The sequence below is a fragment of the Pararhizobium arenae genome (assembly GCF_001931685.1).
Lineage (GTDB): Bacteria > Pseudomonadota > Alphaproteobacteria > Rhizobiales > Rhizobiaceae > Pararhizobium > Pararhizobium arenae.
The window spans coordinates 364,421-391,063 of record NZ_MOOY01000006.1 but is presented as its reverse complement, the minus strand read 5'-3'; the positions used below and the strand labels follow the sequence as shown (position 1 = coordinate 391,063).

Sequence of the window (26,643 nt, the reverse complement as noted above, 5' to 3'; positions counted from 1 at the left end):
AAGCTCGGGCAACCGGGCTTTTTCCATTTCAGGCAGGAACGGTGCCGTTATCGGCGAGCACATCACCGACCAGATAAAGGGAGCCGCCGATCAGGATGCGCGGCACCTCGTCACCGTCAGAAAAGATGTCGCTGATTTCAGAGAGCGCCTCGGCAACGGACGATACCGGCGATGTCTTGAAGCCGGCGGATGCCGCATCGTCAGCCAGCGCCACCGCGTCGATACCAGCATCGGAGCCGCGGATCGGCACCGTGAAAACCTGTTCCGCCAGCCCCTTGAAAGCATTGAAATAACCGACTGGGTCCTTGGTGTTGATCATGCCGATGACCAGAAACAGCGGCCTCGGATCCCGATCCTCCAGATTGGCCATGGTCTCGGCGATCACTTGCCCTGCGCCGGGGTTATGCCCGCCATCGACCCAGATCTCCGCACCTTTGGGAGCCACAGCGGCAAGCCGGCCTTCGGTGAGGCGCTGCAGGCGGCCCGGCCATTCGACGGACGTCAGGCCCTTTTCAATTGCTGCTTCCGAGGGGGCAAAACCGGCAGCCTTGACGGCGCGGATAGCGGCTGCGGAATTTGCATACTGGTGACGCCCCGGCAGACGCGGCAAGGGTAGATCGGCAAGGCCATCCTCGTCCTGATAGATGAGCCGGCCATATTCCTCATGGGCCATGAAATCCTGCCCGTAAACCGCGACAGGGCAGCCCAGGCGTTCGGCTGTAGAGACGAGCACGTCGCGCGCACCGTCTTCCTCCTGATGGCCGATGACCACCGGACGACCGCGTTTCATGATACCTGCTTTTTCCGCGGCAATCAGTTCGACCCGATCGCCAAGATACGCCTGATGGTCAAGCGAGATCGGCATAATCACCGATACGGCAGGCGAGGAAATGACATTGGTCGCATCAAAGCGCCCCCCCAAGCCGACTTCGATGATCGCGACATCGGCCGGATGCTCTGAAAAGAGGACGAAGGTAACGGCCGTCAAGATTTCGAAGACGGTAATCTTCTCGCCGGCATTCGCGTCCGCAACACGACGCACAGCATCCGCGAGCACGGAATCGGAGACAAGTTCGCCTCGCCCGTCCTTTCGGCCGAGCCGGTAGCGCTCGTGCCAGTTGACGAGATGCGGCGAGGTATGAACATGGACGCTAAGCCCCGCTGCCTCCAGAATCGACCGGGAAAAGGCGGTGACGGAACCCTTGCCGTTGGTGCCGGCCACATGAATGACCGGCGGCAGGCGATCCTGCGGGTTTCCAAGCCTGTCCAGAAGCCGGGTGATGCGGTCGAGCGAAAGGTCAAAACCCTTGGGATGAAGCGCGAGCAGCTTTTCGATTTCCTGCCCGGCCTCGCTGACGTCAACCGCCATCATTAGATTCTTCCAATCAGACGCTGGCTGCCAAAGGCACGACGGCGGCACCGCTGCCGTTCAGCTTGGCCGCATCGACAGGCTTTTTCATCAGGATCTTTAAGGTCCGAGCGAGCGTATCGGGGATATCATGGCGCTTTACCACCATATCGACCATGCCGTGTTCCATCAGGTATTCCGATGTCTGGAAGCCTTCCGGCAGCTTTTCGCGGATGGTCTGTTCGATCACGCGCTTGCCGGCAAAGCAGATTTCAGCACCCGGCTCAGCGATGTGCAGGTCGCCCAGCATCGCATAGGACGCGGTAACGCCGCCCGTGGTCGGGTTGGTGAGAACGACGATATAGGGAAGACCAGCTTCCTTGAGCATCTGTACGGCAACCGTGGTGCGCGGCAGCTGCATAAGCGAAAGAATGCCCTCCTGCATGCGGGCACCGCCCGAAGCCGGGAAGATGACAAGCGGGCACTTTTCGGCAATCGCCTTCTCGAATGCCTTGATGATGGCCTCGCCCGCGGCAATGCCGAGAGAGCCGCCCATGAAGGCAAATTCGTGCACAACGCCGACGAGCTTGACACCTTTGACACGGCCGAGACCGGCAACGATCGTGTCTTCCAGATCGGTCTTGACGCGGCTGTCCCGCAGACGGTCCGCGTACTTCTTCGAATCCCGGAACTTCAAAGGGTCCTGCGCGACTTTCGGCTGCGGCAGGGCCTCATAGACGCCATCGTCGAAAAGGTCCTTCAAACGCGCTTTCGCCGGCATCTTCATGTGATAGCCAGAGGCCGGGATGACCCACTTGTTTTCCTCGAGATCGCGATGGAAAACCATCTCGCCGGTCTCGGGGCACTTGATCCAAAGATTATCCGGAACCTCGCGCCGACCGAGCATCGAATTGATCTTCGGGCGAACGTAATTTGTGATCCAGTTCACTGCAAACTCCTGAATGCTTGCATCCGGCCCCCGCACTCATCTGCAGGGCCAAGGACGCTTCTATTCACTTCATCCAGCGCATCGGCGCATCTTGCGATGCGGAATGCCCCAGAATGTGGGCATTTATTCGGCCGCGGCAAGCCTTGAGCCACGTACGCCTGCCGAAAGGCCACGGACAAGCGCCTCGACACCCGGAACGGTCGCCCCCGTCGATTGGCCATCTTCAGTCAGGCTGGATGCGATCTGGTTGACGATGGCGGTGCCCACGACGACACCATCAGCCGAGGCGCCGATAGCGCGGGCATGTTCAGCCGTCTTCACGCCGAAACCAACGCAGACCGGAAGTGTCGTGTGCGTCTTGATCCGCTGCACCGCCCCGCCGATCAGCGAAGGATCCGGCAGGGCGGAACCTGTGATGCCGTTCATCGAGACATAATAGACGAAACCCGAGGTGTTTTCGAGAACCTTCGGCAGACGCTTGTCGTCGGTCGTCGGTGTTGCCAGGCGAATGAAGTTGAGCCCCTTGGCCAAGGCCGGGATGCAAAGCTCATCATCCATTTCCGGCGGCAGATCGACAACGATCAGGCCATCGATGCCGGCCTCCAAAGCATTCTCGATAAAACGATCCACGCCGTAGATATAGATCGGATTGTAGTAGCCCATAAGGACGATCGGCGTGTCCTTGTCGTCGGCGCGAAAGCGGCGGGCGAGTTCCAGTGTCTTTTCCAGCGTCTGGCCGGCTTTCAAAGCCCGCTGACCCGCGAGCTGGATCGCCGGTCCATCGGCCATCGGATCGGAAAACGGCATGCCGAGCTCGATCACATCCGAGCCTGCCAGCGGCAGCGACTTCATGATTGCCAGCGACGTTTCGAAATCGGGATCGCCGCCCATGAAATAGGTGACCAGAGCCGGGCGGCCCTCGTTCGCCAGATCGGCGAAGCGTTTGTCCATGCGTGCGGTCATGCTCTTAAAGCCCCATACCCAACAGCTTGCCTACGGTGAAGATATCCTTGTCGCCCCGGCCGCAGAGGTTCATCACGATGATCTGATCCTTGTCCATCTTTGGCGCCCGTTTCATGACCTCGGCCAAGGCATGGCTCGGTTCCAGCGCGGGAATGATGCCCTCCAGCCGGGTCAGGAACTGGAAGGCCTCGAGCGCTTCATGATCCATGATCGGCACATATTCGACGCGGCCGGCATCCTTCAGCCAGGAATGCTCCGGTCCGATGCCGGGATAGTCGAGGCCCGCGGAGATCGAATGGCCCTCCTTGATCTGGCCATCGCGGTCCTGCAGCAGATAGGTGCGATTGCCATGCAGGACGCCGGGTGAACCAGCGGTGAGCGAGGCACAATGTTCATCGCCGTCCAGTCCCTTGCCGCCGGCTTCGACGCCGACGATCTTGACGCTGTCATCGTCGAGGAACGGATGGAACAGACCGATAGCATTCGATCCGCCACCCACAGCGGCGATCAGCATGTCCGGCAGACGACCTTCCGCAGCCATCATCTGGTCGCGCACTTCGTGGCCGATCACCGACTGAAAATCCCGAACCATTTCCGGATAGGGATGGGGGCCGGCGGCCGTGCCGATCATGTAGTAGGTATCGTCGACATTGGTGACCCAGTCGCGCAGCGCCTCGTTCATCGCATCCTTCAGCGTGCCATGGCCGGCCGTAACCGGCTTAACTTCGGCACCAAGGAGCTTCATGCGGAACACATTCGGCGCCTGACGCTCGACATCGGTCGCCCCCATGTAGACGACGCAGGGCAGTCCGAAACGGGCGGCAACCGTGGCAGAGGCCACGCCGTGCTGGCCCGCGCCGGTTTCGGCGATGATGCGGGTCTTGCCCATGCGCTTGGCAAGAAGGATTTGACCAAGGCAATTGTTGATCTTGTGCGAGCCGGTGTGGTTGAGCTCATCGCGCTTGAAGTAGACTTTTGCGCCGCCCAGTTCCTGCGTCAGGCGCTCCGCGAAATACAGCGGGCTCGGACGGCCGGTATAGTGGGTGTTGAGATGTTGCAGCTCCGCCTGGAAGGCTGGATCGTTCTTGGCCTTGCTCCACTCGTTCTGCAGATCGAGGATCAGCGGCATCAGGGTTTCGGCAACGAAGCGACCGCCGAATATGCCAAAGCGGCCATCTTCGTCAGGCCCTGCCTTGAAGGAGTTCAGTTTAGGCGTTTCGTTCACGTCTTGCTCCCTGGCGTAGTGCTTGGCCCGCGAGCCACCGCTTCGAAAAATTCCTGCATGCGCTTCAGGTCCTTGACCCCGGGCGCACGCTCGACCCCGGATGAGGTATCGACAGCCTTCGCGCCGGTCAGCGCAAGCGCTTCACCGACATTTTCCGCGTTCAATCCCCCGGAAAGCATGTAATCGACGCTGCCGTCAAGCGCATCAAGCAAACGCCAATCGAAAGAAACCCCGTTGCCGCCCGGCAATTCCGAGCCTTTTGGCGCCTTGGCATCGAACAGGAACCGATCCGCGATGCCGATATAGGGCTCGATCTTCTTCAGGTCGTCGGCATCCCGAACTGAAAATGCCTTGATCACCGGCAGGCCGTAGACAGCCTTGACATTGAGGACCCGCTCCGGGCTTTCGCTGCCGTGCAATTGTAGTATATCCGGCGACAGCGCCGAGATGATTTCATCGAGGAAGTCGTTGTCGGCATCGACGGTGACAGCCACGATCTTGGCCTTGCCGCGAATACGGTCTGCCAGCACACCTGCGTCATCAGGTTCGATATTGCGAGGGCTTTTTTCGAAGAAGATGAACCCCGTATGGGACGCTCCGAGCTCAATCGCGCGGTCGATCGCCTCGGCGGTCTTCAAACCGCAAATTTTCACTTCCGTCTTCATAGCAGGGACGTCGCATGAAATTCGGTGGGAGTCGAGCCTAAAATACCCGCGAAACGTGGGTTTCGGCGCGTCTCGGTTAATCAAAATCGATGGCGTGCAACATTGTTCCGTTGCGTTTCAACCAGCGGCGCGCATCGGCAGTTGCAGGGCAGAGTTCTTCGCACAGCGCCCAGAAATCTGGCCCATGGTTCATTTCCCGAAGGTGCGCGACCTCATGGGCTGCAAGATAATCGATCACCTTGGGCGGCGCCATGACAATGCGCCAGGAAAAACTCAAGGCGCCATCCGCAGCGCAGGAACCCCAGCGACTGCGGGTATCCTTCAAGCTTAGAGACTTTACTTTCCGGCCCACCATGCGCGCATGAATTTGTACGAGATGCTCCAGATCCCTGCGCGCTTCCTTTTTGAGAAAATCCGAAATGCGACGCCGCAGATGTTCCGGCGCGCCGCTGACCCTCAGCACGGCTTCCTCACCTTCGACGATCGCTTCCGTCAAACCGCGCAGTTTTCCGGTGCGTTCGATGCGATGGGCGATACCGCGGATGAGGATCGTGCCGCCCTCCTCAAGCACGCTTTCGCCGGAAAAGCGGGCAAGCTTGGTCATCAACCAGCCCTGATGGCGATTGAGGAAGGCGTTGATCTCGCGTTCGGGAAGTCCGGCCGGCACCGTCAGTTTCAGTTCGCGACCGCCCGGCTCGATGCGAAGCGTCATCCGGGTTGCTCGCGCGTTCTGCTTGATGGTGAGCGGCATCGAGCGGCCGGCGACATCGATCAGACGCTTCGTCGGCTGAGGGCTTTTTTTCGTCGCTGACGTCTTGCGAAGAAGGGAAAACATCAAGTGGTGATAGCCGATTCGCCGATCTCGCGCATGCCGCAAGAATGGAGTAGCAAAATGGAAAAAGCCGGCGCCTCAGAAAAGCGCCGGCCTCGGTCTTCTTTAGTGAGCCGGAAAGCCCGGCACCGAACCCGGACCACCGGAGTTGCGCTCACGCATGAAGCGGTCGAACTCTTCCTGATCCTTTGCCCGGCGCAGTTCGCGAACATATTCGTCGAATTGCTCGCGCATTTCGTCGAGCTTGCGACGTTCTTCATCCAGGCGGGCAAGTTCAGCTTCACGCCAATCGTCGAATGCGACATTGCCAGTGCCAAACTGCGGACCGCGATAGCCGCGACCGCCACCGCGCCTGAACGACGAGAAAACGCCGTCCATCGTCGAATTGGCATCCTTCTTGAACGACTTCAGCCGTTCACCGAAAAGGATGTAAGCCAGCATGGCGAGACCGAGCGGCCAGAAGACCACAAAGCCAAGCACCATCAATGCGATGGTTGCGGGAGTCCAGTCCGGACGGATCAATGCGGATTGATTCATGTTCAGAGGTCCTCACTCAAAGTAGGCCCCCGTGGGCCTGCTCTTTAGGATGTGGGAACAACCGAACTCTGTCGCAAGTCAGACGCTGGCAAAAATCGAGCAAGCGCCTGATTGCTATCCTTAAATTTAGTCTGTTCGGCGCCCTTAGGCCTGCTTGCCGCCCTTGATGACGCGGCCAACCGGTTTTGCACGTCGCGAATGCTGACGCTGGAAGGCGACGATGCGCGGTGCAATCTCCCGGCGGAAACGCGAACCGTTGAAGACGCCGTAGTGACCCACATCCGGCTGCATGTAATGCATTCGCATGTCTTCGGGGATATTGGTGCAGATGGTTTGCGCTGCCTTTGTCTGGCCGACGCCGGAAATATCGTCGTTCTCGCCTTCTACCGTCAGCAGCGCGACCTTGCGGATCGCGGTTGTATCAACCCGCTGGTTGCGGTGCATCATCTCGCCCTTTGGCAGAGCGTGCCGCATGAAGACGACTTCAACAGTCTGCAAATAGAACTCAGCTGTCAGATCCATGACCGCCATGTACTCGTCATAGAAATCGCGATGCTTTTCGGCGGCGTCGCCGTCGTTCTTGACCAGATGCTCGAAGAAATCCTTTGTCGCCGTCAGATGGCGATCGAGGTTCATCGACATGAAGCCTGAGAGCTGCAGAAAGCCCGGATAAACCGGCCGCAGGAAGCCCGGCTGCGGGAACGGCACCTGCATGACGACGTTGTCCTGGAACCATTTGATCGGCTTGTCCTTGGCAAGCTGATTGACGGCCGTCGGGTTGATCCGCGTATCGATAGGACCGCCCATCAGCGTCATCGACGCCGGGGAGAGCGGATCGTCATTGCCTTCCATCACAGCCACAGCCGCAAGGACCGGGACCGCCGGCTGACAGACGGCAATCACATGCGTATCGGGCCCAAGGAAATGGAGTATCTCAATGACATAATCGATGTAGTCGTTGAGATCGAAGGTGCCCTCGGTGAGCGGCACCGTGCGCGCATCGATCCAATCGGTGATGTAGATATCCGAATGCGGCAGCAATGCTTCAACCGTGCCGCGCAGGAGCGTGGCGTAATGGCCGGACATCGGCGCGACGATCAGCACCTTGGGGTCGGACGCCCTGCCCTTCGGCAGCGCACGCTCGAAGTGTATGAGGTTGCAGAAGGGCTGGCGCCACACAATCTTTTCACGCACCTGTACGGTCTGCTCATCGACGATCGTTTCCGGAAGGCCGAATTCGGGCTTGCCGTAACGGCGCGTCATGCGCTCAAAAACCTCGAGCCCGGCGGCGGCAGCCCGGCCGAAATAAGTATGGGAAAGCGGATTGAGCGGGTTGGCATACGCAAGGCGCATGGCATCTGCCGTCGCGCGCCAGGGCGCCATCATCGCATGATTGAATTCGTATAGCTGGTAAAACACGGGAAACACTCCTGTTACCGTAACCGGGAAATGCGACCGGTAAAACTCCGGCAACATCCGATCATTCTTCACCGACAGGCAGCTGGAGCATAACAGGTCTTGTGCATCGCAACAATTGTTACCGCAGCGCCAAACGTCCTTTGTTCTTCCTCGGAACGCAGAATTTCACCGATCCTTTTACAATCCATGAAGTTGCTTGCGTAAAACTCGCGAAGCAAAAGGGAGGGACAGTGAAATCTGCGACGTTCTCGCCGCCGCAGTGCAATCCTCTCAGAGGATTTGTCATGGCGCGATCTCGATCACCGCCTTGATGAGCCCGGCCTTTTCCCTGGCCCAGCGCGGAAGGTCGTCGACAGCGCGATCGAGGGTCGTGCGATGGGTGATCAGCGCATCGACCGGAACATGACCTGCCCGGATCGCATTTGCCACATGGACAAAATCCTCTTTTGTCGCATTGCGGCTGCCGACGAGCATCATCTCCCGCTTATGGAACTCCGGGTCGGAGAAACTGATCTCGTCTTTGACGACGCTGACGAAGACGAGGCAGCCTCCATGGGCGACGTAGGTGAAGGAACGTTGCATCGATCCGGCATACCCCGTCGCGTCGAACACGACATCGAAACCATCGCCATTGCTTGCAGCCGTCACAGCCTCGGCAATTTTTTCATCGGCGGGAATGCCCTTGTCGAAGCCAAAGACGCGGGCAGCCATGGCAAGACGCTCGGTGCTGGTGTCCACAAGCGTTACATCATGACCGGCGATCCGGGAGAAGAGCGCGGTACCGAGGCCGATGGGACCGGCGCCGATGACAAGCGCGCGCGACCCTTTCTGTGCCAGGGACCGGCGCACGGCATGCGCCCCGATCGCCAGAAACTCGACCGTCGCCGCCGCTTGCGGAGACAGGCCGTCAGCCGGATAAAGATTGACTTCCGGCACAAGGATTTCCTCGCACTGGGCACCATCGGTGTGCACGCCCAGTACGCGGATATCGGTGCAGCAGTTGGGTTTGCCCTTGTTGCAGGCAATACAATGGCCACAGGCGATGTAAGGATTGACGATAACGAGGCTGCCATTTGCCAGCGCGGCCCCCTCCCCCGTCTCAATCACCCGCGCCGAGATCTCATGACCCATGATCCGCGGATACTGCAGGAACGGATGCTTGCCCTCGAAAATGTGGTAGTCCGTGCCGCAGATGCCGACATGACTGACGGAAAGCCGCACCCAGCCGGGCGGCACCGCGCCCGGCGCTGGAACGTCGGCCAGCACAAGCTGACCCGGCTCGTTGCATATGACGGCCTTCATGATGTACCCCGATTGCTGGTCTTTGCCGACAGGCCAGGCTGTGCTGGCCCGTCCTGTGTTTACCACTTACCGCGAACCGCGACGGCGCAGCTGGTCGAAATAGACGATCACGATGATCAGCAGGCCGGTGATGATACGCTGCCAGAACGAATTGACGTTTAGCAGATTGGCGCCGTTGTTGATCGTTGCCAGGATGAATGCACCGATCAGCGGGCCGTGGATTGAGCCCACCGCGCCGAAAAGGCTGGTTCCGCCGATCACCGAGGACGCGATTGCCTGCAGCTCCCAGCCTTCCGCCTGTGTGGCGTTGCCGATGCCGATGCGCGAGGCAAGCAGGATGCCGACGAAGGCGGCGCAGGTGGCCGACAGGATATAGGCCATGTAAATCGTGCGGTTGACATTGACGCCGGAGAGACGCGCCGCCTCGCTGTTGGAGCCGACGGCGAAAAGGTAGCGGCCCCAACGGCTCAGGTGCAAGAAGATATAGGCCGGGACCGCCACCAGGATCACCATCCAGAAAAGGCTCGGAATGCCCAGGAAGTTGGCGCGCGAGAAGGCGGTAAATCCTTCATGGGTGATCGAGATTGTCGAGCCGTCCGTGATGAGGAGACCGATGCCGCGCAGCGAGGTAAGGGTCGCCAGCGTTATGATGAAGGGCGGCAGGCCCATGCGGACAATGCCGAAGCCATGAAACACACCAATCGCAATACCCATGAGAAGAGTCAGCGCGATGGCGATTCCGAGGGGAACCCCGGCCTGAAGAAGGTATGCGAGGATGACGCTGGAGAAACCGACGATCGCGCCCACGGAAAGATCGATACCCGCGGTGATGATGACGAATGTCTGACCGACAGCAAGAATTGCCGTCATTGCGCCCTGGCGCAGCAGGTTCGAAATGTTGAGCGGCGTCCAGAAGCTTGCCGTGCCGAGACCCAGCGCAATCCAGAGGAAAAGCAGAAGGCCGATCAGCGTCAGGCTGAAGAGGACATTCATCCCGCGTCGCGGGGCGGCTGCAACCGGCTCGGATGGAGTGATGGCCATTTAGATATTCTCCCTCTTCATTCTTGTTCTTCAGGCGCTTTCAGACGCCGATCGCCTCGGCAAGCACATCTTCATGCGATGCGGCGTGGAAATCATGGCTGCCAACCAGTTGGCCTCGGCGGAAGACGTGAAGCCGGTCCGCCAGCTCATACACTTCCGGCAGGTAGGACGAGATCAGGATGATGCCCGCGCCCTGCTTCAGGAGCGTCGCGAACAACCGATAGATTTCCGCCTTGGTGCCGACATCGACGCCGACAGTCGGCTCATCAAAGATGAAAAGCCGGGCGCCGTGGCTCAGCCACTTGCCGATAACCACTTTTTGCTGGTTACCGCCGGACATGCTGGACACCAGAACGTTACGGTGCGGCGTCTTGATTGCGAGATTGCGAATTTGCTGGTCGGCATTTGCCGATTCCTGCCCACGACTGATGACAGGACCGCGGCTGAGGCGTCCAAACACCGGCAGGTTGATGTTGAGACCGATCGGAAGATTGAGGCAAAGGCCCTGATCGCGTCGGCTTTCCGGGGCAAGAGCAATCCCAATATCCATCGCGGTACGTTCGTTCTTGATATCGACCTTCCGGCCCATCCAGTGGATTTCACCAGCGGTGGCCGGATGCCGGCCATAAAGCCCCAGTGCAAATTCGCTCCGGCCTGCTCCGATCAAGCCGTAGAGACCGACGATCTCGCCGGAGCGAACGGAAAGCGAAACATTCTCAAACCCCGGTCCGCTTAGGCCTCTGGCTTCAAGGATGGTTTCGCCGAACGGGACGTCTTCCTTGTGATAAATCTGGTCGATCGAACGGTTGATCATCAGCGCGATCAGCTCGGTTTCATTGGTCTCGCCCACCAGCCGCGTGCCGACATGGGTGCCATCGCGCAGCACCGACACGCGATCGGCGAGTTCGAACACCTCTTCCATGCGGTGGCTGATGTAAACGATCGTCACGCCTTCGCTTTGCAGACGGCGGATCAGCTTGAAAAGTTGCGCCGATTCCTGGCGCGTAAGATAGGCCGTCGGCTCATCGAAGATCAGAAACTGGGTGCCGCGCATGGCAGCGCGCGCGGTCGCGACCAGCTGTTGCTGGCCAATGGTAAGCGAGCTCAAAACAGCGGCGGCCGGCAGATGGAAGCCGAGATCGTCGAGAACGGCCTGCGCCGTCTTTTCCATCTGGCGTTTGCGCATCAGGCCATTGCGGTTGATCTCGTCCCCAAGAAAAAGATTGGCGGCGACCGTCAGATGCGGACAAAGCACGACTTCCTGATGCACGGCGTTGATGCCGCGGGCGATAGCCTCGTTCGGCGTTGCCAGAGCAACCGGGTGGCCACACCAGAGAATTTCACCGGCCGTGCGCGTGATTACGCCCGTCAAAAGTTTGATCAGGGTGGATTTTCCAGCGCCATTCTCCCCAACAATGGCATGAACTTCGCCGGCTAGGAATGTCACCGTCGCGGGTTTGAGCGCTTGCACGTAGCCATAATTCTTTTGCAGCCCCTTGAGCTCAAGAATGGGCGAACCCGGCGGAACACGATTACCCTCGGTTATCGTCGGGCTGTCGTCGTGCCGATGGGCGAGTTGTTCAAGGCTGGTCATGAAAGCTGCCTCCGATAGGGCGAAACACAGCCGTAAGGCCGTGTCGCAAGGCCCGCCGAAGCTGGCCATCAACAAGGACACCGCGCCGGCATGAACCGGCGCGGTTTTTTGCTTTTTAGATCTTCGGGTTGAGGAGCGCGTCGATCTTCGGCTCGCTCATGTTCGCCTTGGTGACGAGGTTTGCGCCCGTATCGACATTGGCTTCGACCTTCTCGCCTTTGGACACGGCAAGCGCAGTCTTCACGCCGTCATAACCCATGCGGTAGGGGTCCTGGACGACGAGACCGGCCAGCGCGCCATCCTTCAGGAAGGCAACCGTCTTGTCGTCGCTGTCGAAGCCGATGACCTTGATCTTTTCGCCGAGGTTGTTTTCGGAAATGGCCTGACCAACGCCCTGCGCCATGATCAGGTTGGAAGCGAAGACGCCAACGAGGTTCGGGTTGGCCGTGATCAGGTCGGTCATGATGTTGAGGCCGGTCGTAGCCTGACCATCGGCATACTTGTCAGCGATAACCTTGATGCCGGGATACTTGGTCTTGAGCTGATCAAGGAAACCTTCACGGCGCTGCTCGAGAGAGCCGGCGCCGGGCAAGCTGGTGATGATGGCGACTTCGCCTTCTTCCTTGCCGGTCGCTTCCTTGATCGCGGCGACGAGACCGTCGGCAGCAATACGGCCGCCCTGGACGTTGTCCGTGGTAAGGAATGAGCTGAAAGCCTTGGAATCGGCGCCGGAGTCGATACCGATCACCGGAACGGCCTTGGCGGCTTCATCGATTGGCTGGCCAAGCGCCTTGAACTCGGTCGGCGAGATGACGACAGCGGCCGGTTTGCCGGCAACGGCGTTTTCCAGAATGCTGATCTGGCCGTTGACGTCGGATTCCGACTGGGCACCCAGTTCCGGAACATTGACGCCGAGGTCCTTGCCGGCGGCGCGAGCGCCAGCCAGAACGATCTGCCAATAGAAGGACGTGGTGTCCTTGACGATAATCGGAATGGTCACGTCCTGCGCGAAAGACGCGGCAGGCATCATCGTTGCGAGGACAGCGGCACCAGCCAAGCTGGTGAAGGCGCGACGCGACAGAATATGCTTCATGATGGTCATATTGTTCTCCTCCAAAGCGCCTTCAGTCACTCGTTCTTCGATCGGACCACCAGGCGCACATGGTCCGATTTGATCGACAGAACATCTGAGCAGCAGCGATAGACCAATTTCCTTGGATCACCGCGGCCGTCGATCGAAGTTCTCCTCTCCTCGATCGACCCTTGTTCAAGGCTATATCAGCCGTTCCGAAAAGCAACTGAAAAATGATAATTTCATTCTATTTTTCAGATTTCGGAATTTTTAATCCAATTACGATACTCTCAAGGGCGGTAGAGTTCCTCCGGGAGGACCACGCCCTTTTTCAGGATGATGTTTCCGTAAAGCCGGAATTCAGTCGTAGCCACGATGTAGGCGGCTTTCCGCGAGCGCTCATAAAAGGCGAAACGTTCAATCGGTACGACCTTGAAATCACCCGCCAATTTGCTCACGAGTTTCTGGAACTCGATACAGACCTCCGGCTCCGCCGTAGGATCGCCAACCACCTCCATGCGCCAAGCGGCTTCGTCAACGAAAGTGTCGAGCGGCATATGCGCGAGAATGGCTTCGGTGATCGAGAGAGCATCGACACCATCAGCCCGAACGACTTTCGGACCCATTGTGCTCGCAGGAAAATTGGCATCCGCGACCACGATCTCATCGCCATGCCCCATGGTGCGAATGGCGTGCAACAGTTCCGGTCCGAGCAAGGGGTGAATTCCCTTCAGCATTTGTATTTCCTTTCCTTGAGCCGCTTTCAGACGCGTACGGCATCTTGCCCCAATTCGGGAGCGACGAGGGTATGTGCGTTATAAGCAGCGAGATCGTCGCTGCTGATCGTGGTCTTTGTCAGTTCCATATTGCGAACAAGGCTTGCCGGTTTTGCGGTACCGAGAAGGACCGAAGCGACAACGGGATGATCGAGCGCAAACTGGATCGCCGGTGCCGCAAGCGGCAGCCCCTGCTTCTTTGCAATCGCTTCCATGGCCGCGACTTTTTCCAAAATCTCCGGCGTTGCGGGCATGTAGTCGAAATGTGAGCCGGCAACCGGCCCGGTCGCGAGGATGCCGGAATTGAAGACGCCACCGACTATGATCGAGGTTTTCTTCTTTTCGCACAGCGGCAGCAACTCCGCGACCGCAGACCGATCCAGCAGGGTATAACGACCGGCGAGCAGGATGCAGTCCAGATCGGCGTGGCGCAGCACATCCAAACAGACGGGTACCTCGTTCACACCCAAACCATAGGCGGATATCACGCCGTTTGACTTCAACTCGTCGAGCGCCTTCAGCCCGGAGTCGAGCAACTGCCGCAACAAAACGGCATTGCGCGCCGCGCCATGGGTGTAAACCCCGATGTCGTGCACATAGAGAATATCAATACGGTTCAGGCCGAGGCGAGCGTAACTGAACTCGAGGGAACGCATGATCCCATCGTAGCTATAGTCGTAGGTCGCATCGAAGGACAGCGGATCGACATAGGAATAATCCGGTACGGCATTGTCCGGCACAGGATGCAACAGGCGACCAACCTTGGTGGAGAGCACATAATGATCGCGAGGTTTGTCACGAAGGAAATCGCCCGTCCGGCGTTCCGCGAGACCAAGGCCATACCAGGGAGCGGTATCGAAGTAGCGCAGGTGGGCGTCCCAGGCTGCCTGCAGGGTTTCCATCGCCACGTCATGAGGGCAGGCGCGATATAGGCCGCCAAGGGCCGCAGTACCGAAGCTATATTCGGTCACCTTGAGCGCGGTCTTGCCGATCTGTCTCGTCTTCATGCGTCCTCCCAAACGGCATTCGGACTTGGTCCGCCTATTTTGTCTTTTATCGACAATAGACAGATGTTCGTCAATGGGTATTATGGCGGGGAAGCTGCGGCCGCGAGAACCGGCAGCCACGATTTTGGGAGCACAGCCATGCAGCGAGGCAAGAAACGCAAGCTCGACGTGTCTTCGACGCTTGATTTTGTTCAATACCAGCACGCGCGTGAGCCGAATTTCCGCCGGGTAGCGCCCTACGCTCCCCTGGCATAATCCGGCAAAAAAGAGCGGCGCGTCATGGCGAAACAAAACACCGTTTTTAAACATGCGTTTAACCGCTGCTTGCAACAGCTGGCGCATACCGCCACCCTTCCGTCGGAGCCTGAGATCGGAAACATGCTTGGGGTCAGCCGGACGACGGTCCGCGCCATTCTCGCACGAATGGAAGAGCTGGCGTTGATAAGCTGGAACAAGCGCTCCAAGACGGTGCTGCGCCAGCCCAAAGCGGACGATTATTATCCGGAAGACGAAACCAGTTCCCTCTCCGCGATCATCGAGCGCAGTTTCATGCGCCGGATTCTGGCCGGTGGGGCGGAGCCCGGCATGCAGATCAACGAGCTTGAAATCGCCCGCGAAATCGGGATCGGGACGACGAGCGTTCGAGAATTCCTCATACGATTCAGCCGTTTCGGCCTGATCGAAAAACGACCGAACAGCCACTGGATTCTCAAGGGCTTCACCCGCGAGTTCGCACTTGAACTAACCGAAGTGCGCGAGATGTTCGAATTGCGTTCGGCGGCCAGTTTCGCATTGCTGCCGCCTAAACATGCGGCCTGGACCGAACTGGCTGATATCGAAGCAACCCACCACGACATTCTCGCCGATATCGAAAACCGCTACATGGAGTTTTCGGAACTCGACGAGCGATTCCACCTGCTGGTGCACACGTCTTCCGCCAACCGCTTTATCGTCGATTTCTACGATATTATCACCATCGTCTTCCATTACCATTATCAATGGAACAAGACGAATGCGCGCCAGCGCAATGCCCGCGCGCTTGAGGAGCATCTTGACTATATTGCCGCGCTGCGTTCCCGCGATCCCGCCCAGGTGGAAGCGGCCTGCCGCAGACACCTGCGCTCGGCCCGCGAAACGCTGCTGCAGTCTATTCCCTGAAATCTCAATAGCCGGAAACTGATTTCGTCGCGCCGGATTCGCCGGCAAGAAATTCCGACTTTAACTTTTCCGTCGCCGAAACCAGCAGCGTCACGTCGGTTCCGATCGCCATGAAATCCGCCCCGAGCGAACGGTAGTGATGGGCCTGACCAAGATCGAGCGTCATGATACCGCGCGCCTTGCCGGCCTTGGCGATACGCTGGAAGGCATCGGTTATTGCTTCGAGCACGGCAGGGTGGCCTGGCTGGCCAAGATAACCCATATCGGCAGCAAGATCAGACGGGCCGATGAAAAGTCCGTCCACCCCTTCAAGGGCAGCAATCTCATCCAGCGCTTCCAGCCCAGCCCGGCTTTCGATCTGCAGAAGCAGGCAGATTTGATCGTTCGCCGTCTGCAAATAATCTTCGATGCGACTGAATTCTGAAGCACGACCGAGTGCTGCGCCGACGCCGCGAATCCCATGAGGCGGATATCGGACGGCCCGGACCAGGGCCTTGGCTTGTTCGACGCTTTCCACCATCGGGATCAGCAAGGTCTGCGCCCCTGCATCAAGGATCTGCTTGATCATCCAGGCTTCGCCGCAAGGCAAGCGAACGATTGGATGAGAAGCGGAGCGTTGCACGGCCTGAACCTGGGCGCTCAGAAGGGGAATATCGTTCGGACCATGCTCGCCATCGATAAGAAGCCAGTCGTAGCCACTGCCGGAAATCACTTCAGCCGCATAAGGGCTGGCAAGGGCCACCCACAAACCAAGCTGAAACTGCTTCTGCCGGATGGCAGCCTTGAAAGGATTGACCGGAGCCGGCATGGCACTTTCCTCCGTAGTCGCAGGCATCTGCCGCGCAATTGAAAAAGCCGACCGGATCGCTCCGGTCGGCCTGTCATATCAAACGACGTTCTTCAGGCAATGCCGCCCAGGCAGACATATTTGATCTCGGTGAACTCCTCGATGCCGTAACGGGAGCCTTCCCGGCCAAGCCCGGAAAGCTTGACGCCACCGAACGGCGCTTCCGCCGTCGAGATCAGGCCGGTGTTCACACCCACCATGCCGTATTCCAGCGCCTCGGCGACCCGGAAGACGCGAGCCAGATCCTTGGCATAGAAATATGAGGCAAGACCGAACTCGGTATCGTTTGCCTGCTCAATGACGTCTTTTTCGTCCTTGAAGCGAAAGAGCGGTGCGAGCGGACCAAAGGTTTCTTCGCGGGCGACAGCCATTTCGGGCGTAACGTCCACCAGAATGGTTGCTTCATAGAAGGTGCCGCCCAGCGCATGCGGCTTGCCGCCCTGGAGGACACGAGCTCCTTTGTTTAAAGCGTCGGCAACATGCTCCTCGACCTTTTCGAGAGCCGGCTTGTCGATCAGCGGTCCAAGGATCACCCCTTCATCGAAACCGTTGCCGGTTTTCAATTTGCCAACTGCCTTTGCCAGCTTTTCAGAAAAGGCGTCATAAACACCGTCCTGAACATAAATCCGGTTGGCGCAGACGCAGGTCTGTCCGTTGTTACGAAACTTGGCGATGAGAGCACCTTCGACGGCGGCGTCAAGATCGGCATCGTCGAAGACGATGAAAGGCGCATTGCCGCCGAGTTCAAGGCCCAGCTTCTTGATGGTGGGGGCGCTTTGCTTGTAAAGTTGGGCACCGATTTCGGTCGAGCCGGTGAAGGTCAGCTTGCGAACGACCGGGTTTTCCGTCATTTCGCCGCCAATCGCTGCGGCCGAGCCGGTGATCACGCTGAAAAGACCCTTCGGCAGGCCAGCCCGCTCCGCAAGAACAGCGATCGCAATTGCCGAGAACGGTGTCTGCGACGCAGGTTTCAGAACCATGGCGCAGCCCGCTGCAAAAGCCGGACCGGCCTTGCGGGTGATCATGGCGTTTGGGAAATTCCACGGCGTGATCGCCGCGACGACGCCGATGGGCTGCTTCATGACCATGATGCGCTTGTCCGGCTGGTGGCCGGGGATGAGATCGCCATAGATCCGGCGGCCTTCTTCCGCGAACCACTCGATAAAGCTCGCACCGTAAACGATCTCACCCGTTGCCTCAGCAAGCGGCTTGCCCTGCTCAAGCGTCAGGATGCGACCAAGATCGTCTTTGTTTTCGATCATAAGGTCAAACCACTTGCGCAGGATTGCGGCGCGCTCCTTGGCGGTTTTGGCCGCCCAGCCCTTCTGGGCAACCTGAGCAGCTTCGATCGCCGTCTTGGTTTCAGCAGCACCCAGCTTCGGCACCCGACCGATAATCTCACCGGTTGCGGGATTATTGACCTCGATTGCGTTCTTTGGATCCGTCTCGATCCAGTTTTCGCCGACGAGCGCGGCCTGACGGAAGAGGGACGGGTCTTTCAGGGAAACGGGCATAGGGCGATCCTCGATTAAAATCTACAGAACTTATACAATTTTTTTATGCCAGAAGACAATTGTCTCGGTGTGGAATTTTCAGCGTCTTACGGGTTACGCGACACGTCGGATTGGTCACAATCTGGAAACAGTCTATCGCTGAAACGGTGCCTTACGGCGATGGGCCTGATCGCTATATCGATAGAGCCCGCACATGCGTCTGCTCAAGCAGCAACGATCCCGTGCGATCGGCGCGCTGAAGCTCCTCCCACCTTCTGCGCCGATACCAACTCAATATAGGGCGAAGCGCGATCTCGGAAACCGCGCGCTCCCGAATGATCAACTCCGCGTGGTCAGGGCATTTGTCCCGCATGCTCAGACAGGAACGTCATCATGACTGCCAGCAATCAACGCCAGGCCGATTACCCGATTTCTCCGGTCTTTCTGAACCGTTGGTCTCCCCGCGCCTACAACGGTGATGTTATCTCCGAACAGGAACTGCTCACCATTCTCGAAGCTGGCCGTTGGGCACCTTCCGCCTTCAATTCCCAGCCCTGGCGCTTCGTCTACGCTCTGCGCGGCTCGGAAGAATGGAACACGCTTCTTCCTCTTCTCAACGACTTTAACCAGAGCTGGGCTTCCAGCGCTTCGGCACTGGTACTGATCGTTTCAAAAACACATTTCGCAGCGCCCGGCACCATGGAAGAAAAACTCTCCTACAGCCATAGCTTCGATACCGGCGCCGCCTGGGGTGCAATTGCCGCGCAGGCCGCAATCTCGGGCTTTCAGGCCCATGGCATGACCGGTATTCATTTCGACAAGGCTGCCGAGGTTCTTGGAATCCCGGAGGGCTATCGTATCGAGGCCGCTGCCGCCATCGGCCGCCTCGGCGACAAAGCTCAGCTGCCGGACTATCTGCAGGCCCGCGAAACGCCGAGCCCGCGCCGGCGCCTTTCGGAAATTGCCTTCAACGGCAAGTTCATCGCGGAATAAGCGGTCCAACAACAAAAATGGCGCCTCCACGGGCGCCATTTTCGTCTCTGCGAGAGATATTTGATCAGATATCGAGGTTGGCCACGCTCAGAGCGTTTTCCTGGATGAAATCGCGGCGCGGCTCGACCTCATCGCCCATCAGGCGCGAGAACAGGCCATCTGCATCGGTCGCATCAGGAACTTTGACCTGCAACAGCGAGCGCACGTTTGGATCGAGCGTCGTCTCCCAGAGCTGCTCGGCGTTCATTTCGCCCAGACCCTTATAGCGCTGCATGGACAGGCCCTTGCGGCCGCTTGCGAAGATCGCATCTAGAAGCGCGCGCGGCCCGCTGATTTCGATTGCGCCATCCTTGCGCGCCAGCTTCGGCGGAATCGAGTAGATTTCGCCAAGGCGACCGGAAAGCTGATCCAGCAGACGTGCATCCTGCGAGCCGATCAGCGCCATGTCGAGGGAAGCGACTTCCTTGACGCCGCGCACCATGCGCTCGAACTTCAGTCCACCGTCACCGGCAACGACCGCCGTCCAACCACGTTCGGTTTCTTCGGCAATCAGGTCAAGCCGTGAGGCAACCTGTGCGGCCGTGGCTTCGGCACGCTCCTGGTTGTGCACGAGTTCCGGATTAAGCGCGCCAGAAATCGCGGCCTGCTCGACAACTTCGCGGTTATAACGGGAATGAAGACCATCGATCAGCGACCGAAGGCGCAGGGCATCGTTGATGACTTCGCGCAGGTCCTGTCCGGTCCGAACTTCGCCTGAGCCAAGCTCAAGGCGAGCGTCTTCCAGACCCATGGATATCAGGTATTCTTCCAGCGCCTTCTCGTTCTTCAGATATTGGGCTGACTTGCCGCGCGCTACCTTATAGAGCGGCGGCTGGGCGATGTAGAGATGACCGCGCTCGATCAGTTCCGGCATCTGGCGGAAGAAGAAGGTGAGCAGCAGCGTGCGGATGTGCGCGCCGTCGACGTCAGCATCGGTCATGATGATGATCTTGTGGTAACGCAGCTTCTCCGGGTTGAACTCGTCCTTGCCGATCGAAGTACCAAGCGCTGTGATCAGCGTACCGATTTCCTGGCTCGACAGCATCTTGTCGAAGCGGGCGCGCTCGACGTTGAGGATTTTGCCGCGAAGCGGCAGTATCGCCTGATTTTCCCGCGAGCGGCCCTGCTTGGCGGAACCGCCAGCGGAGTCCCCTTCGACGAGAAAGAGTTCGGATTTCGCCGGGTCGCGTTCGGAGCAGTCGGCAAGCTTGCCGGGCAACGACGAGATATCAAGCGCACCCTTGCGGCGGGTGAGTTCGCGCGCCTTGCGGGCAGCCTCGCGAGCAGCAGCGGCTTCGACGACCTTGCCGACGAGGATTTTCGCTTCGGTCGGATGCTCTTCGAACCAGGTGCTGAGCGCTTCGTTGACGAGGCTTTCGACGACCGGGCGGACCTCGGAGGAAACGAGCTTGTCCTTGGTCTGAGACGAAAACTTCGGATCGGGAACCTTGACCGACAGAACGGCTGTCAAACCTTCGCGGCAATCTTCGCCCTGCAGCGAAACTTTTTCGCGCTTGGTGATGCCGGAGCTATCCGCATAGGACGTGACCTGGCGGGTCAGCGCGCCACGGAAGCCAGCCATGTGCGTGCCGCCATCCCGCTGGGGAATGTTGTTAGTAAAGCAGAGCACATTTTCGTGGTAGCTGTCGTTCCACCACATCGCCACTTCGACAGTGATGCCGTCCTTTTCGCCGCGAATGGCGACCGGCTTGGCAACGAGCGGCTTCTTGGCGCGGTCGAGATAGGCAACGAAGGCTTCGAGGCCACCGTCATACATCATCTCGTCCTGCCTGATATCGGAATGGCGGCGATCGGTAAGCACGATACGGACACCGGAATTGAGGAAGGCAAGCTCGCGCAGGCGATGCTCCAGCGTTCCGTAATCGAAGTCCGTCTTGGTGAAGGTCTCGCTGCTTGGAAGGAAGGTGACTTCCGTTCCCGTCAGGTCGCCGGCATCCCCGGTCACGACCAGAGGCGAATCCGCGACACCGTGGGTAAAGCTCATCTCGTGGATCTTGCCGGCGCGGCGGATCTTAAGCTTCAACGAAACGGAAAGCGCATTGACGACAGAAACACCGACCCCGTGCAGACCGCCGGAGACCTTGTACGAGTTCTGGTCGAACTTACCGCCGGCGTGCAGCTGGGTCATGATGACTTCCGCTGCCGAAACGCCTTCTTCCTTGTGTATGTCGGTCGGGATACCGCGACCATTGTCGGTGACGGTCACTGAGCCATCGGCATTCAACGTAACGGTCACGATATCGGCATGACCGGCCAGAGCCTCGTCGATTGCGTTATCGACGACTTCATACACCATGTGATGCAGACCTGAACCATCGTCGGTATCCCCGATATACATGCCCGGGCGCTTGCGAACGGCATCGAGGCCCTTCAGCACCTTGATGGAATCGGCGCCGTATTCGGCGTTGGAACCGGAGGCGGTCTCAGGAGTATCGGTCATATAGTCTTTCCAGGGTTTCAGGCCCGCTTGGGCCTGCCGGCGATTGCGTGCGAATCACCCGTTCCACGGCTTTTGTGAATATAGGGAAACTGTGGGCGCTTCCAAATCCCGCGGTGGCAAAACCGGCAGAAAACAGGGGATCATCCACGTTCCTTATCAGGAAAACATGTGATTTCCAAAACTTCTTCCATAGCCGCGATGGTTTCCTCCGGCAGACTGCGAATTCGTGCCGCGAGCTTGTTGGCAAAGGCGGTATGGGCGGCGGATAAGCCGGACGTATCGAGCACCACTTTCGGGTCGGAGAGCGCGGCCAGACCGAACAATTCCTCCGCCTCATCCCATATGACGTTGAAATAACCAGCCACCCTTTGCAGGAAGTCGAAACTCGGCTGACCGCGCTTGCCATGCTCGAGCGCCGAAAGATAGGCCGCCGAAACACCGATGGCAGCGGCCATCTGTTTCTGCGACACCCCCTTCTTCTGCCGCAGCCGGTGCATTGCCTCGCCGAAGGGCGTCAAGGCGCTGTTCCCTTCGGGCGGGAGAGACGAACGTAAAGCGCCCCGTCTCCGCCATGGGTTCGCGCTGCAGGCTCGTAAGAGGAAATCAGGTGGCGGAATTCCGGCAGCGAGAACCACATAGGTACGGCGCGCTTCAGAGCACCCTCGCTGCCGAGCGACGTGCCTTTGCCGGTGATCACCAGCACATGGCGCAATCCGCGTTCGTGTGCCCGGATCAGGAATTGCAGGAGAAAGCCATGAGCCTCACTCTGGATCATGCCATGAAGATCGATGCGCGCTTCGAGCTGCAGATGGCCTCGCGACAGCTTTTTCTTGACCGGCTTTTCCAGCGGATGATGCCGATGTGCGGTCGGCTTTGCAGGTTCCGGTGCCGAACTGAAGGCTTTCGAAAGGGACCTGCCCTCCTTGACCTTAATCGGCTCAGGGAGAGCTGCCGGCTCTTGCTCGACCGGCTCCTCAAACTGAACGAGATCTTCCATGCGGCCGGGCAGCGGGCGCGTCGTGCGCGCAACCTTGCCCCAGAGGATACGGTCTTCGCCGGTAAGCTTGCGATCCTTAGCCATGGCCGTATCGTACTGCCGCAGCGGTAGGGATGAAGACAAAAAAATCCGCGCTGTTGCGGACCGATCCGGCCAGCCGGCCAGCCTCATCACCTGATCCTGTGAAGATATCGCCCCTAGCGGGGCCGGTAATTGCCGACCCCGTATCGAGCGCCAGCATCAGTTTCCTGAATGGCTTGCCGCCGTCGATATGCAGCAGGGTATCGCTGCTGATGAAGAAAGGTACGCCGAATGTGTGGATGGTGCGATCCACCGCCAGGGAACGCCCGGGTTCAAGCGCGACCTTTGCCGCAGCAATAGGCCCAAGCTTCGTATCATCGACCTCTGCCTCGCGAAAAAAGATGAAGGAGCGATTGTGCCAGAGCACCTCATCAACCCGGCTCGGATGATCCGTCAGCCATTGACGGATGTTCTGCATCGACACCGTCTTCGGGTCGATCTCACCGCGATCAATCAGAAGCTTTCCGATACCGGAGAAAGGGTGCCCGGTCTTGGCGGCGTAGGTCACGCGGATAAGTTTTCCGTCAGGAAAGACGAGCCGTGCAGCTCCCTGAACATGGGCGAAAAAGACATCGACGATCGACCGGGCATAGGCGATCTCAAGCCCCTTGCCGTTCAGGTAGCCTTGTTCGATCGCGCGTCGGTCCGGATACTCGTCAACGACGCCCTCTCGCAGACGACCGAACGCGAAATAAGGATCCATGCCGTCCGGACGATTGCTGTCATCGACATCAACGAGATCATCCGGGCGTCGGTAGAAAGGAAAACGGAAATCTGCATCCGGCTCGGACCGGACATCCACCTCGGGCTCATAGAAGCCGGTCACGAAACCCTGTTCGCCGCTGCGAAGTCGAATTGCGAAGGGGACGAAAAGGTTTTCAAAAAACGCCCTCGCCAGCGCTGCATCCATGCTTCCCGCAGCGCTGGCCGCCTTGTAAGCGGGCAGCAAATCAGCGGAGGTGACGCCGAGCAACCCGGTCTTGTGCGGCTTGACGGAAACCACCTGCCGATGACAGCGGGCCAGCGCTCCGATCAGCCCGCTCGGATCATCATCGCGCCAACCGGGCAAATCGGAAAAACCGATCCTGTGCAGGCTGAAATCCATCGGCCGTTCCGATCAGTTTTCGGATTCGGTTGCGATCAGCTTCCAGTTCGGATCGCGCGAGCGCGTGTCGCGAGCAAAGGTCCAGAGGTCGTTGACCTCGGAAACCGCCTCGCCGTCGCCATCGACCACGTTACCTGCCTTGTCGTAAGTTGCAGAAATCAGCTGGCTGATGATGCGCAAAGTGATATTGGCCTCATTGTCCTTGACCTCTGCGTGAACGATTTCGGCTTTCTCGATGCCGACGAAGGTCGATTTCAAAACCTCACCTTTTGCCTCTCGCTCGGCAATCGCCGCTTCGAAGCCATCATAAACCTCGCGCGACAGAAGACCCTTGAGCGTCTTTCGGTCACCATCGGCGAACGCCATGACGATCATCTCGTAGGCCATCTTGGCTCCGTTGACGAACTCCTTCGGCTCGAAGGATGGATCGGCGTCGGAAATCTTGCGGAGACCCTCATTCAACGGCGTTCCCGCAGGCGTGAAAGCATCGATCGCTGCATAACGATTTTCGGCTTCGGGGCCACCCTCGCGCCGCGGCAACTGAACGACCTTGCCGCCTGCATCAGGCGCTTCTGCCGTTTCCCGCTTGGAATACGGATCGATAGGTGGACGCTCATTGCCGGTCCGACGACCCAGAACGCTGCGCAACTGGATGAAGATGATCACCGCAGCAACCAAGAAAAACAATGTCACGAAGTCAAAAGAGCCCATTCCATCCCGACCGCTGTTAATTTGCCTTGAGGTAACCCCATATAGTCTGCATGGGATCATCATTCAAACGACTATATCATTTCCTTTTGCCGGGAAGCTGTCCCAACAGCGTTTCCGCGACCAATCGACGGGCTCCATGCGTATTCTGATCGCTCCATTCCTGTTTCTCCTCCTGCCTCTGGCGGAAATCGCGACCTTCGTTCTGGTCGGGCGCGAGGTTGGCATCGGCACGACCTTGATGTTGGTGCTTGCCAGCATGCTGGCCGGGATCGTGCTGCTTCGAGTTCAGGGGCTTGGCACACTGCGTCGCCTGCAGCAGACAACAGCGGGGGGCGGTGATCCCGGCCGCGAACTCGTGCACGGCGTCATGATCGTCGTCGCTGCCATGCTCCTGATCGTGCCAGGCTTCCTGAGCGACATCGTCGGTCTTCTGCTTTTCATCCCATCGGTTCGCGATCTCGCCTGGAAGCTCGTGCGCAGTCGCATGACAGTCGTAAGCAGCGGTTTCAGGTTTTCACGCGGACCCAGTGGCTATCGTGACAATCGAAGCGCGGGTCGTTCAAGTCCCGGCGTTGTCGACCTCGACGACGATGAATATTCGCGGGAGAATCCGGAAAATCCGAAGGATGCCAGCGACCGGAATCGGCTTCGCTAAACCTTCCGATTGACTGCCTGCCATAGGCTGCGGGTTGTAAGGCTGCAGGCGAAATGCTAGATGGCCTCGACAAATCAAGCCGAAGGAAAAGGCCCCATGACCGATACCGCATCCACCCCGAACGGCGCACAGGAAAGCCCGTCGCTGACCGTTCTGGCGCAATACATCAAGGACCTGTCCTTCGAGAACCCGGCAGCTCCCCGTTCCTTGCAGGCCCGCGACAAGGCCCCCTCCATCAACATTAATGTCAATGTCAACGCCAACCCGCTTTCGGAAGCCGAGTTCGACGTGGTGCTGACGCTGAATGCTGAAGCCAAGGAAGGCGACAAAACTCTGTTCAATGTCGAGCTTGCCTATGGCGGAGTTTTCCGGATCACCGGTTTCCCGCAGGAACATATGCTGCCGCTGCTCTTCATCGAGTGCCCGCGCCTGCTGTTCCCGTTTGCACGCCAGATCGTTGCCGACGCAACCCGCAACGGTGGTTTCCCGCCGCTGATGATCGACCCGATCGATTTCGCGCAGATGTTCACCCAGCGCATGGCCGAAGAAAAGGTTCGCGCCCAGGTTTCCGGCGCTCCCAACTGATTTCAACTTAAGTACCTAAGAAAAATGCCCGGCTCGCAGGAGCAGGGCATTTTTGTCTGAAAGGTTTGCCGGGGGTCGATCTACCGGGGTTCTCCGTACCGGCCCCAGATCGCCTTAACTCCCATCTTCGCAACCAGTGCCGCATGGCTCTCGCGTTCCCGTTGGTTCAATCGTGATGGAAGCGGGCGCGGCCTCTGTCCTATGACGACAACCGAATCATCGCTTTCCTGCTGCGCGCCGCGCACTTCGTTGCTGGAAAGCCCGAGCGCCGCCTGCCGACCGCCGATCATCTCAATATAGACTTCAGCGAGAAGTTCGGAGTCTAGTAGTGCGCCGTGTTTCGTGCGGTGCGTATTGTCGATGCCGTAACGACGGCAAAGGGCATCCAGTGAATTCGGACCCATGGGATGCTTGCGTCGTGCCAGCGCCAAAGTGTCCGTGACCAGGTCCGCGGCTATCGGCGCTCGGTCGAGACGCGCCAGCTCTGCGTTGATGAAGCCCATGTCGAAGGTCGCATTGTGCGCGACCCAACGGGCATCGCCAAAGAAGCTGATCATCTCTTCGACCACCTCTGCAAAGGTGGGCTTGTCTTTCAGAAATTCATCCGTAATGCCATGAATGGCAAGTGCGTCGGGATGCACCTTTCGATCGACCGGATTGAGGTAGACGTGAAACGTACGGCCTGTCGGGAAATGGTTGTCGAGTTCCACCCCGCCAATTTCGATCACCCGATCAAGACGGTTGTCTAGGCCTGTGGTTTCCGTATCGAAAATGATTTCCCGCATCCA

The 26,643-nt window shown here is 58.8% G+C and carries 26 protein-coding genes; 4 read left to right on the top strand and 22 right to left on the bottom strand.

Annotated features, from left to right (window positions below; genetic code table 11):
* Positions 1-28: 28 nt before the first annotated feature.
* From BLX89_RS15870 to BLX89_RS15805, 14 genes are all read right to left on the bottom strand, one after another.
* Complete coding sequence (locus BLX89_RS15870; protein WP_075291909.1) at positions 29-1,372, bottom strand: bifunctional folylpolyglutamate synthase/dihydrofolate synthase; 1,344 nt, start codon at positions 1,370-1,372, stop codon at positions 29-31.
* A 13-nt stretch (positions 1,373-1,385) separates the two neighbouring features.
* The gene (gene accD, locus BLX89_RS15865) at positions 1,386-2,297 is read right to left on the bottom strand and encodes an acetyl-CoA carboxylase, carboxyltransferase subunit beta (protein ID WP_075291973.1); all 912 of its coding nucleotides are present in this window, start codon (positions 2,295-2,297) and stop codon (positions 1,386-1,388) included.
* Between the two features lie 123 nt (positions 2,298-2,420).
* Positions 2,421-3,260: a tryptophan synthase subunit alpha gene (trpA, locus tag BLX89_RS15860; protein WP_075291908.1), complete on the bottom strand. Its 840-nt coding sequence runs from the start codon at positions 3,258-3,260 to the stop codon at positions 2,421-2,423.
* A gap of 4 nt (positions 3,261-3,264) precedes the next feature.
* Positions 3,265-4,485, bottom strand: coding sequence for a tryptophan synthase subunit beta (gene trpB / locus BLX89_RS15855; protein WP_075291907.1), 1,221 nt, complete (start codon positions 4,483-4,485; stop codon positions 3,265-3,267).
* The gene (locus BLX89_RS15850; protein WP_075291906.1) at positions 4,482-5,150 is read right to left on the bottom strand and encodes a phosphoribosylanthranilate isomerase; all 669 of its coding nucleotides are present in this window, start codon (positions 5,148-5,150) and stop codon (positions 4,482-4,484) included. Before BLX89_RS15850 ends, trpB begins: the two co-directional genes overlap by 4 nt.
* A 76-nt stretch (positions 5,151-5,226) precedes the next feature.
* A complete protein-coding gene (locus BLX89_RS15845; RefSeq protein WP_075291905.1) occupies positions 5,227-5,985 on the bottom strand; it encodes a M48 family metallopeptidase in 759 nt (252 codons plus the stop codon).
* Between the two features lie 102 nt (positions 5,986-6,087).
* Positions 6,088-6,519 carry a DUF2852 domain-containing protein gene (locus BLX89_RS15840; protein ID WP_075291904.1) on the bottom strand — a complete coding sequence of 144 codons (432 nt, stop codon included), beginning with the start codon at positions 6,517-6,519 and terminating at the stop codon, positions 6,088-6,090.
* A 144-nt stretch (positions 6,520-6,663) separates the two neighbouring features.
* Positions 6,664-7,938 (bottom strand): polyhydroxyalkanoate depolymerase, encoded by a 1,275-nt coding sequence (gene phaZ / locus BLX89_RS15835; protein WP_075291972.1) that lies wholly within the window; start codon positions 7,936-7,938, stop codon positions 6,664-6,666.
* A 282-nt stretch (positions 7,939-8,220) separates the two neighbouring features.
* On the bottom strand, positions 8,221-9,240 hold the full coding sequence (locus BLX89_RS15830; RefSeq protein WP_075291903.1) for a zinc-binding alcohol dehydrogenase family protein: 1,020 nt from the start codon (positions 9,238-9,240) through the stop codon (positions 8,221-8,223).
* 66 nt (positions 9,241-9,306) lie between these two features.
* Positions 9,307-10,281: an ABC transporter permease gene (locus tag BLX89_RS15825; protein WP_075291902.1), complete on the bottom strand. Its 975-nt coding sequence runs from the start codon at positions 10,279-10,281 to the stop codon at positions 9,307-9,309.
* 40 nt (positions 10,282-10,321) lie between these two features.
* Positions 10,322-11,875 carry a sugar ABC transporter ATP-binding protein gene (locus tag BLX89_RS15820; RefSeq protein ID WP_075291901.1) on the bottom strand — a complete coding sequence of 518 codons (1,554 nt, stop codon included), beginning with the start codon at positions 11,873-11,875 and terminating at the stop codon, positions 10,322-10,324.
* Positions 11,876-11,990: 115 nt separating this feature from the next.
* Positions 11,991-12,977, bottom strand: coding sequence for an ABC transporter substrate-binding protein (locus tag BLX89_RS15815; protein ID WP_075291900.1), 987 nt, complete (start codon positions 12,975-12,977; stop codon positions 11,991-11,993).
* Between the two features lie 260 nt (positions 12,978-13,237).
* Entirely contained in the window at positions 13,238-13,684 is a 447-nt protein-coding gene (locus tag BLX89_RS15810) for an RbsD/FucU family protein (protein ID WP_075291899.1), read from the bottom strand.
* A gap of 26 nt (positions 13,685-13,710) precedes the next feature.
* A complete protein-coding gene (locus BLX89_RS15805) occupies positions 13,711-14,730 on the bottom strand; it encodes an aldo/keto reductase (protein ID WP_075291898.1) in 1,020 nt (339 codons plus the stop codon).
* A gap of 279 nt (positions 14,731-15,009) precedes the next feature.
* Between BLX89_RS15805 and BLX89_RS15800 the strand changes: the two genes are divergently transcribed.
* Positions 15,010-15,888 carry a GntR family transcriptional regulator gene (locus tag BLX89_RS15800; protein WP_075291897.1) on the top strand — a complete coding sequence of 293 codons (879 nt, stop codon included), beginning with the start codon at positions 15,010-15,012 and terminating at the stop codon, positions 15,886-15,888.
* A gap of 4 nt (positions 15,889-15,892) precedes the next feature.
* Here the strand turns inward: BLX89_RS15800 and hpaI are convergent, their stop codons facing one another.
* Both hpaI and gabD read right to left on the bottom strand, forming a co-directional pair.
* Positions 15,893-16,696: a 4-hydroxy-2-oxoheptanedioate aldolase gene (hpaI, locus tag BLX89_RS15795; protein ID WP_075291896.1), complete on the bottom strand. Its 804-nt coding sequence runs from the start codon at positions 16,694-16,696 to the stop codon at positions 15,893-15,895.
* A 92-nt stretch (positions 16,697-16,788) separates the two neighbouring features.
* The gene (gene gabD / locus BLX89_RS15790) at positions 16,789-18,249 is read right to left on the bottom strand and encodes an NADP-dependent succinate-semialdehyde dehydrogenase (protein WP_075291895.1); all 1,461 of its coding nucleotides are present in this window, start codon (positions 18,247-18,249) and stop codon (positions 16,789-16,791) included.
* A gap of 372 nt (positions 18,250-18,621) precedes the next feature.
* Between gabD and BLX89_RS15785 the strand changes: the two genes are divergently transcribed.
* A complete protein-coding gene (locus tag BLX89_RS15785; RefSeq protein ID WP_075291894.1) occupies positions 18,622-19,221 on the top strand; it encodes a nitroreductase family protein in 600 nt (199 codons plus the stop codon).
* A gap of 64 nt (positions 19,222-19,285) precedes the next feature.
* On the opposite strand, the gene gyrB is transcribed toward BLX89_RS15785, so the two are convergent.
* The 5 genes from gyrB to BLX89_RS15760 all read right to left on the bottom strand — a co-directional run bounded on the left by gyrB (position 19,286) and on the right by BLX89_RS15760 (position 24,615).
* Positions 19,286-21,721 (bottom strand): DNA topoisomerase (ATP-hydrolyzing) subunit B, encoded by a 2,436-nt coding sequence (gyrB, locus tag BLX89_RS15780; protein WP_075291893.1) that lies wholly within the window; start codon positions 21,719-21,721, stop codon positions 19,286-19,288.
* A 140-nt stretch (positions 21,722-21,861) separates the two neighbouring features.
* On the bottom strand, positions 21,862-22,239 hold the full coding sequence (locus tag BLX89_RS15775; protein WP_075291892.1) for a helix-turn-helix domain-containing protein: 378 nt from the start codon (positions 22,237-22,239) through the stop codon (positions 21,862-21,864).
* Positions 22,236-22,802 carry a Smr/MutS family protein gene (locus tag BLX89_RS15770; protein ID WP_075291891.1) on the bottom strand — a complete coding sequence of 189 codons (567 nt, stop codon included), beginning with the start codon at positions 22,800-22,802 and terminating at the stop codon, positions 22,236-22,238. Before BLX89_RS15770 ends, BLX89_RS15775 begins: the two co-directional genes overlap by 4 nt.
* A complete protein-coding gene (mltA, locus tag BLX89_RS15765) occupies positions 22,795-23,904 on the bottom strand; it encodes a murein transglycosylase A (RefSeq protein WP_075291890.1) in 1,110 nt (369 codons plus the stop codon). Before mltA ends, BLX89_RS15770 begins: the two co-directional genes overlap by 8 nt.
* 12 nt (positions 23,905-23,916) lie before the next feature.
* Positions 23,917-24,615: a Tim44/TimA family putative adaptor protein gene (locus BLX89_RS15760; RefSeq protein ID WP_075291889.1), complete on the bottom strand. Its 699-nt coding sequence runs from the start codon at positions 24,613-24,615 to the stop codon at positions 23,917-23,919.
* Positions 24,616-24,751: 136 nt separating this feature from the next.
* On the opposite strand from BLX89_RS15760, the gene BLX89_RS15755 reads away from it, so the two are divergent.
* Entirely contained in the window at positions 24,752-25,270 is a 519-nt protein-coding gene (locus tag BLX89_RS15755; protein ID WP_075291888.1) for an FxsA family protein, read from the top strand.
* A 96-nt stretch (positions 25,271-25,366) separates the two neighbouring features.
* A complete protein-coding gene (gene secB / locus BLX89_RS15750; RefSeq protein WP_075291887.1) occupies positions 25,367-25,855 on the top strand; it encodes a protein-export chaperone SecB in 489 nt (162 codons plus the stop codon).
* 80 nt (positions 25,856-25,935) lie between these two features.
* On the opposite strand, the gene dnaQ is transcribed toward secB, so the two are convergent.
* On the bottom strand, positions 25,936-26,640 hold the full coding sequence (gene dnaQ, locus BLX89_RS15745; RefSeq protein ID WP_075291886.1) for a DNA polymerase III subunit epsilon: 705 nt from the start codon (positions 26,638-26,640) through the stop codon (positions 25,936-25,938).
* Between the last annotated feature and the right edge of the window lie 3 nt (positions 26,641-26,643).

Coding starts and splice junctions, on each gene's coding strand:
- mltA (WP_075291890.1), bottom strand. CDS start 23,904: ATGGATTTCAGCCTGCACAGGATCGGTTTTTCCGATTTGCCCGGTTGG.
- BLX89_RS15840 (WP_075291904.1), bottom strand. CDS start 6,519: ATGAATCAATCCGCATTGATCCGTCCGGACTGGACTCCCGCAACCATC.
- BLX89_RS15850 (WP_075291906.1), bottom strand. CDS start 5,150: ATGAAGACGGAAGTGAAAATTTGCGGTTTGAAGACCGCCGAGGCGATC.
- BLX89_RS15870 (WP_075291909.1), bottom strand. CDS start 1,372: ATGATGGCGGTTGACGTCAGCGAGGCCGGGCAGGAAATCGAAAAGCTG.
- BLX89_RS15755 (WP_075291888.1), top strand. CDS start 24,752: ATGCGTATTCTGATCGCTCCATTCCTGTTTCTCCTCCTGCCTCTGGCG.
- gyrB (WP_075291893.1), bottom strand. CDS start 21,721: ATGACCGATACTCCTGAGACCGCCTCCGGTTCCAACGCCGAATACGGC.
- BLX89_RS15810 (WP_075291899.1), bottom strand. CDS start 13,684: ATGCTGAAGGGAATTCACCCCTTGCTCGGACCGGAACTGTTGCACGCC.
- BLX89_RS15845 (WP_075291905.1), bottom strand. CDS start 5,985: ATGTTTTCCCTTCTTCGCAAGACGTCAGCGACGAAAAAAAGCCCTCAG.
- BLX89_RS15770 (WP_075291891.1), bottom strand. CDS start 22,802: ATGGCTAAGGATCGCAAGCTTACCGGCGAAGACCGTATCCTCTGGGGC.
- BLX89_RS15815 (WP_075291900.1), bottom strand. CDS start 12,977: ATGACCATCATGAAGCATATTCTGTCGCGTCGCGCCTTCACCAGCTTG.
- BLX89_RS15800 (WP_075291897.1), top strand. CDS start 15,010: ATGGCGAAACAAAACACCGTTTTTAAACATGCGTTTAACCGCTGCTTG.
- hpaI (WP_075291896.1), bottom strand. CDS start 16,696: ATGCCGGCTCCGGTCAATCCTTTCAAGGCTGCCATCCGGCAGAAGCAG.
- BLX89_RS15820 (WP_075291901.1), bottom strand. CDS start 11,875: ATGACCAGCCTTGAACAACTCGCCCATCGGCACGACGACAGCCCGACG.
- BLX89_RS15760 (WP_075291889.1), bottom strand. CDS start 24,615: ATGGGCTCTTTTGACTTCGTGACATTGTTTTTCTTGGTTGCTGCGGTG.
- dnaQ (WP_075291886.1), bottom strand. CDS start 26,640: ATGCGGGAAATCATTTTCGATACGGAAACCACAGGCCTAGACAACCGT.
- gabD (WP_075291895.1), bottom strand. CDS start 18,249: ATGCCCGTTTCCCTGAAAGACCCGTCCCTCTTCCGTCAGGCCGCGCTC.
- BLX89_RS15825 (WP_075291902.1), bottom strand. CDS start 10,281: ATGGCCATCACTCCATCCGAGCCGGTTGCAGCCGCCCCGCGACGCGGG.
- secB (WP_075291887.1), top strand. CDS start 25,367: ATGACCGATACCGCATCCACCCCGAACGGCGCACAGGAAAGCCCGTCG.
- BLX89_RS15785 (WP_075291894.1), top strand. CDS start 18,622: ATGACTGCCAGCAATCAACGCCAGGCCGATTACCCGATTTCTCCGGTC.
- BLX89_RS15805 (WP_075291898.1), bottom strand. CDS start 14,730: ATGAAGACGAGACAGATCGGCAAGACCGCGCTCAAGGTGACCGAATAT.
- BLX89_RS15830 (WP_075291903.1), bottom strand. CDS start 9,240: ATGAAGGCCGTCATATGCAACGAGCCGGGTCAGCTTGTGCTGGCCGAC.
- trpA (WP_075291908.1), bottom strand. CDS start 3,260: ATGACCGCACGCATGGACAAACGCTTCGCCGATCTGGCGAACGAGGGC.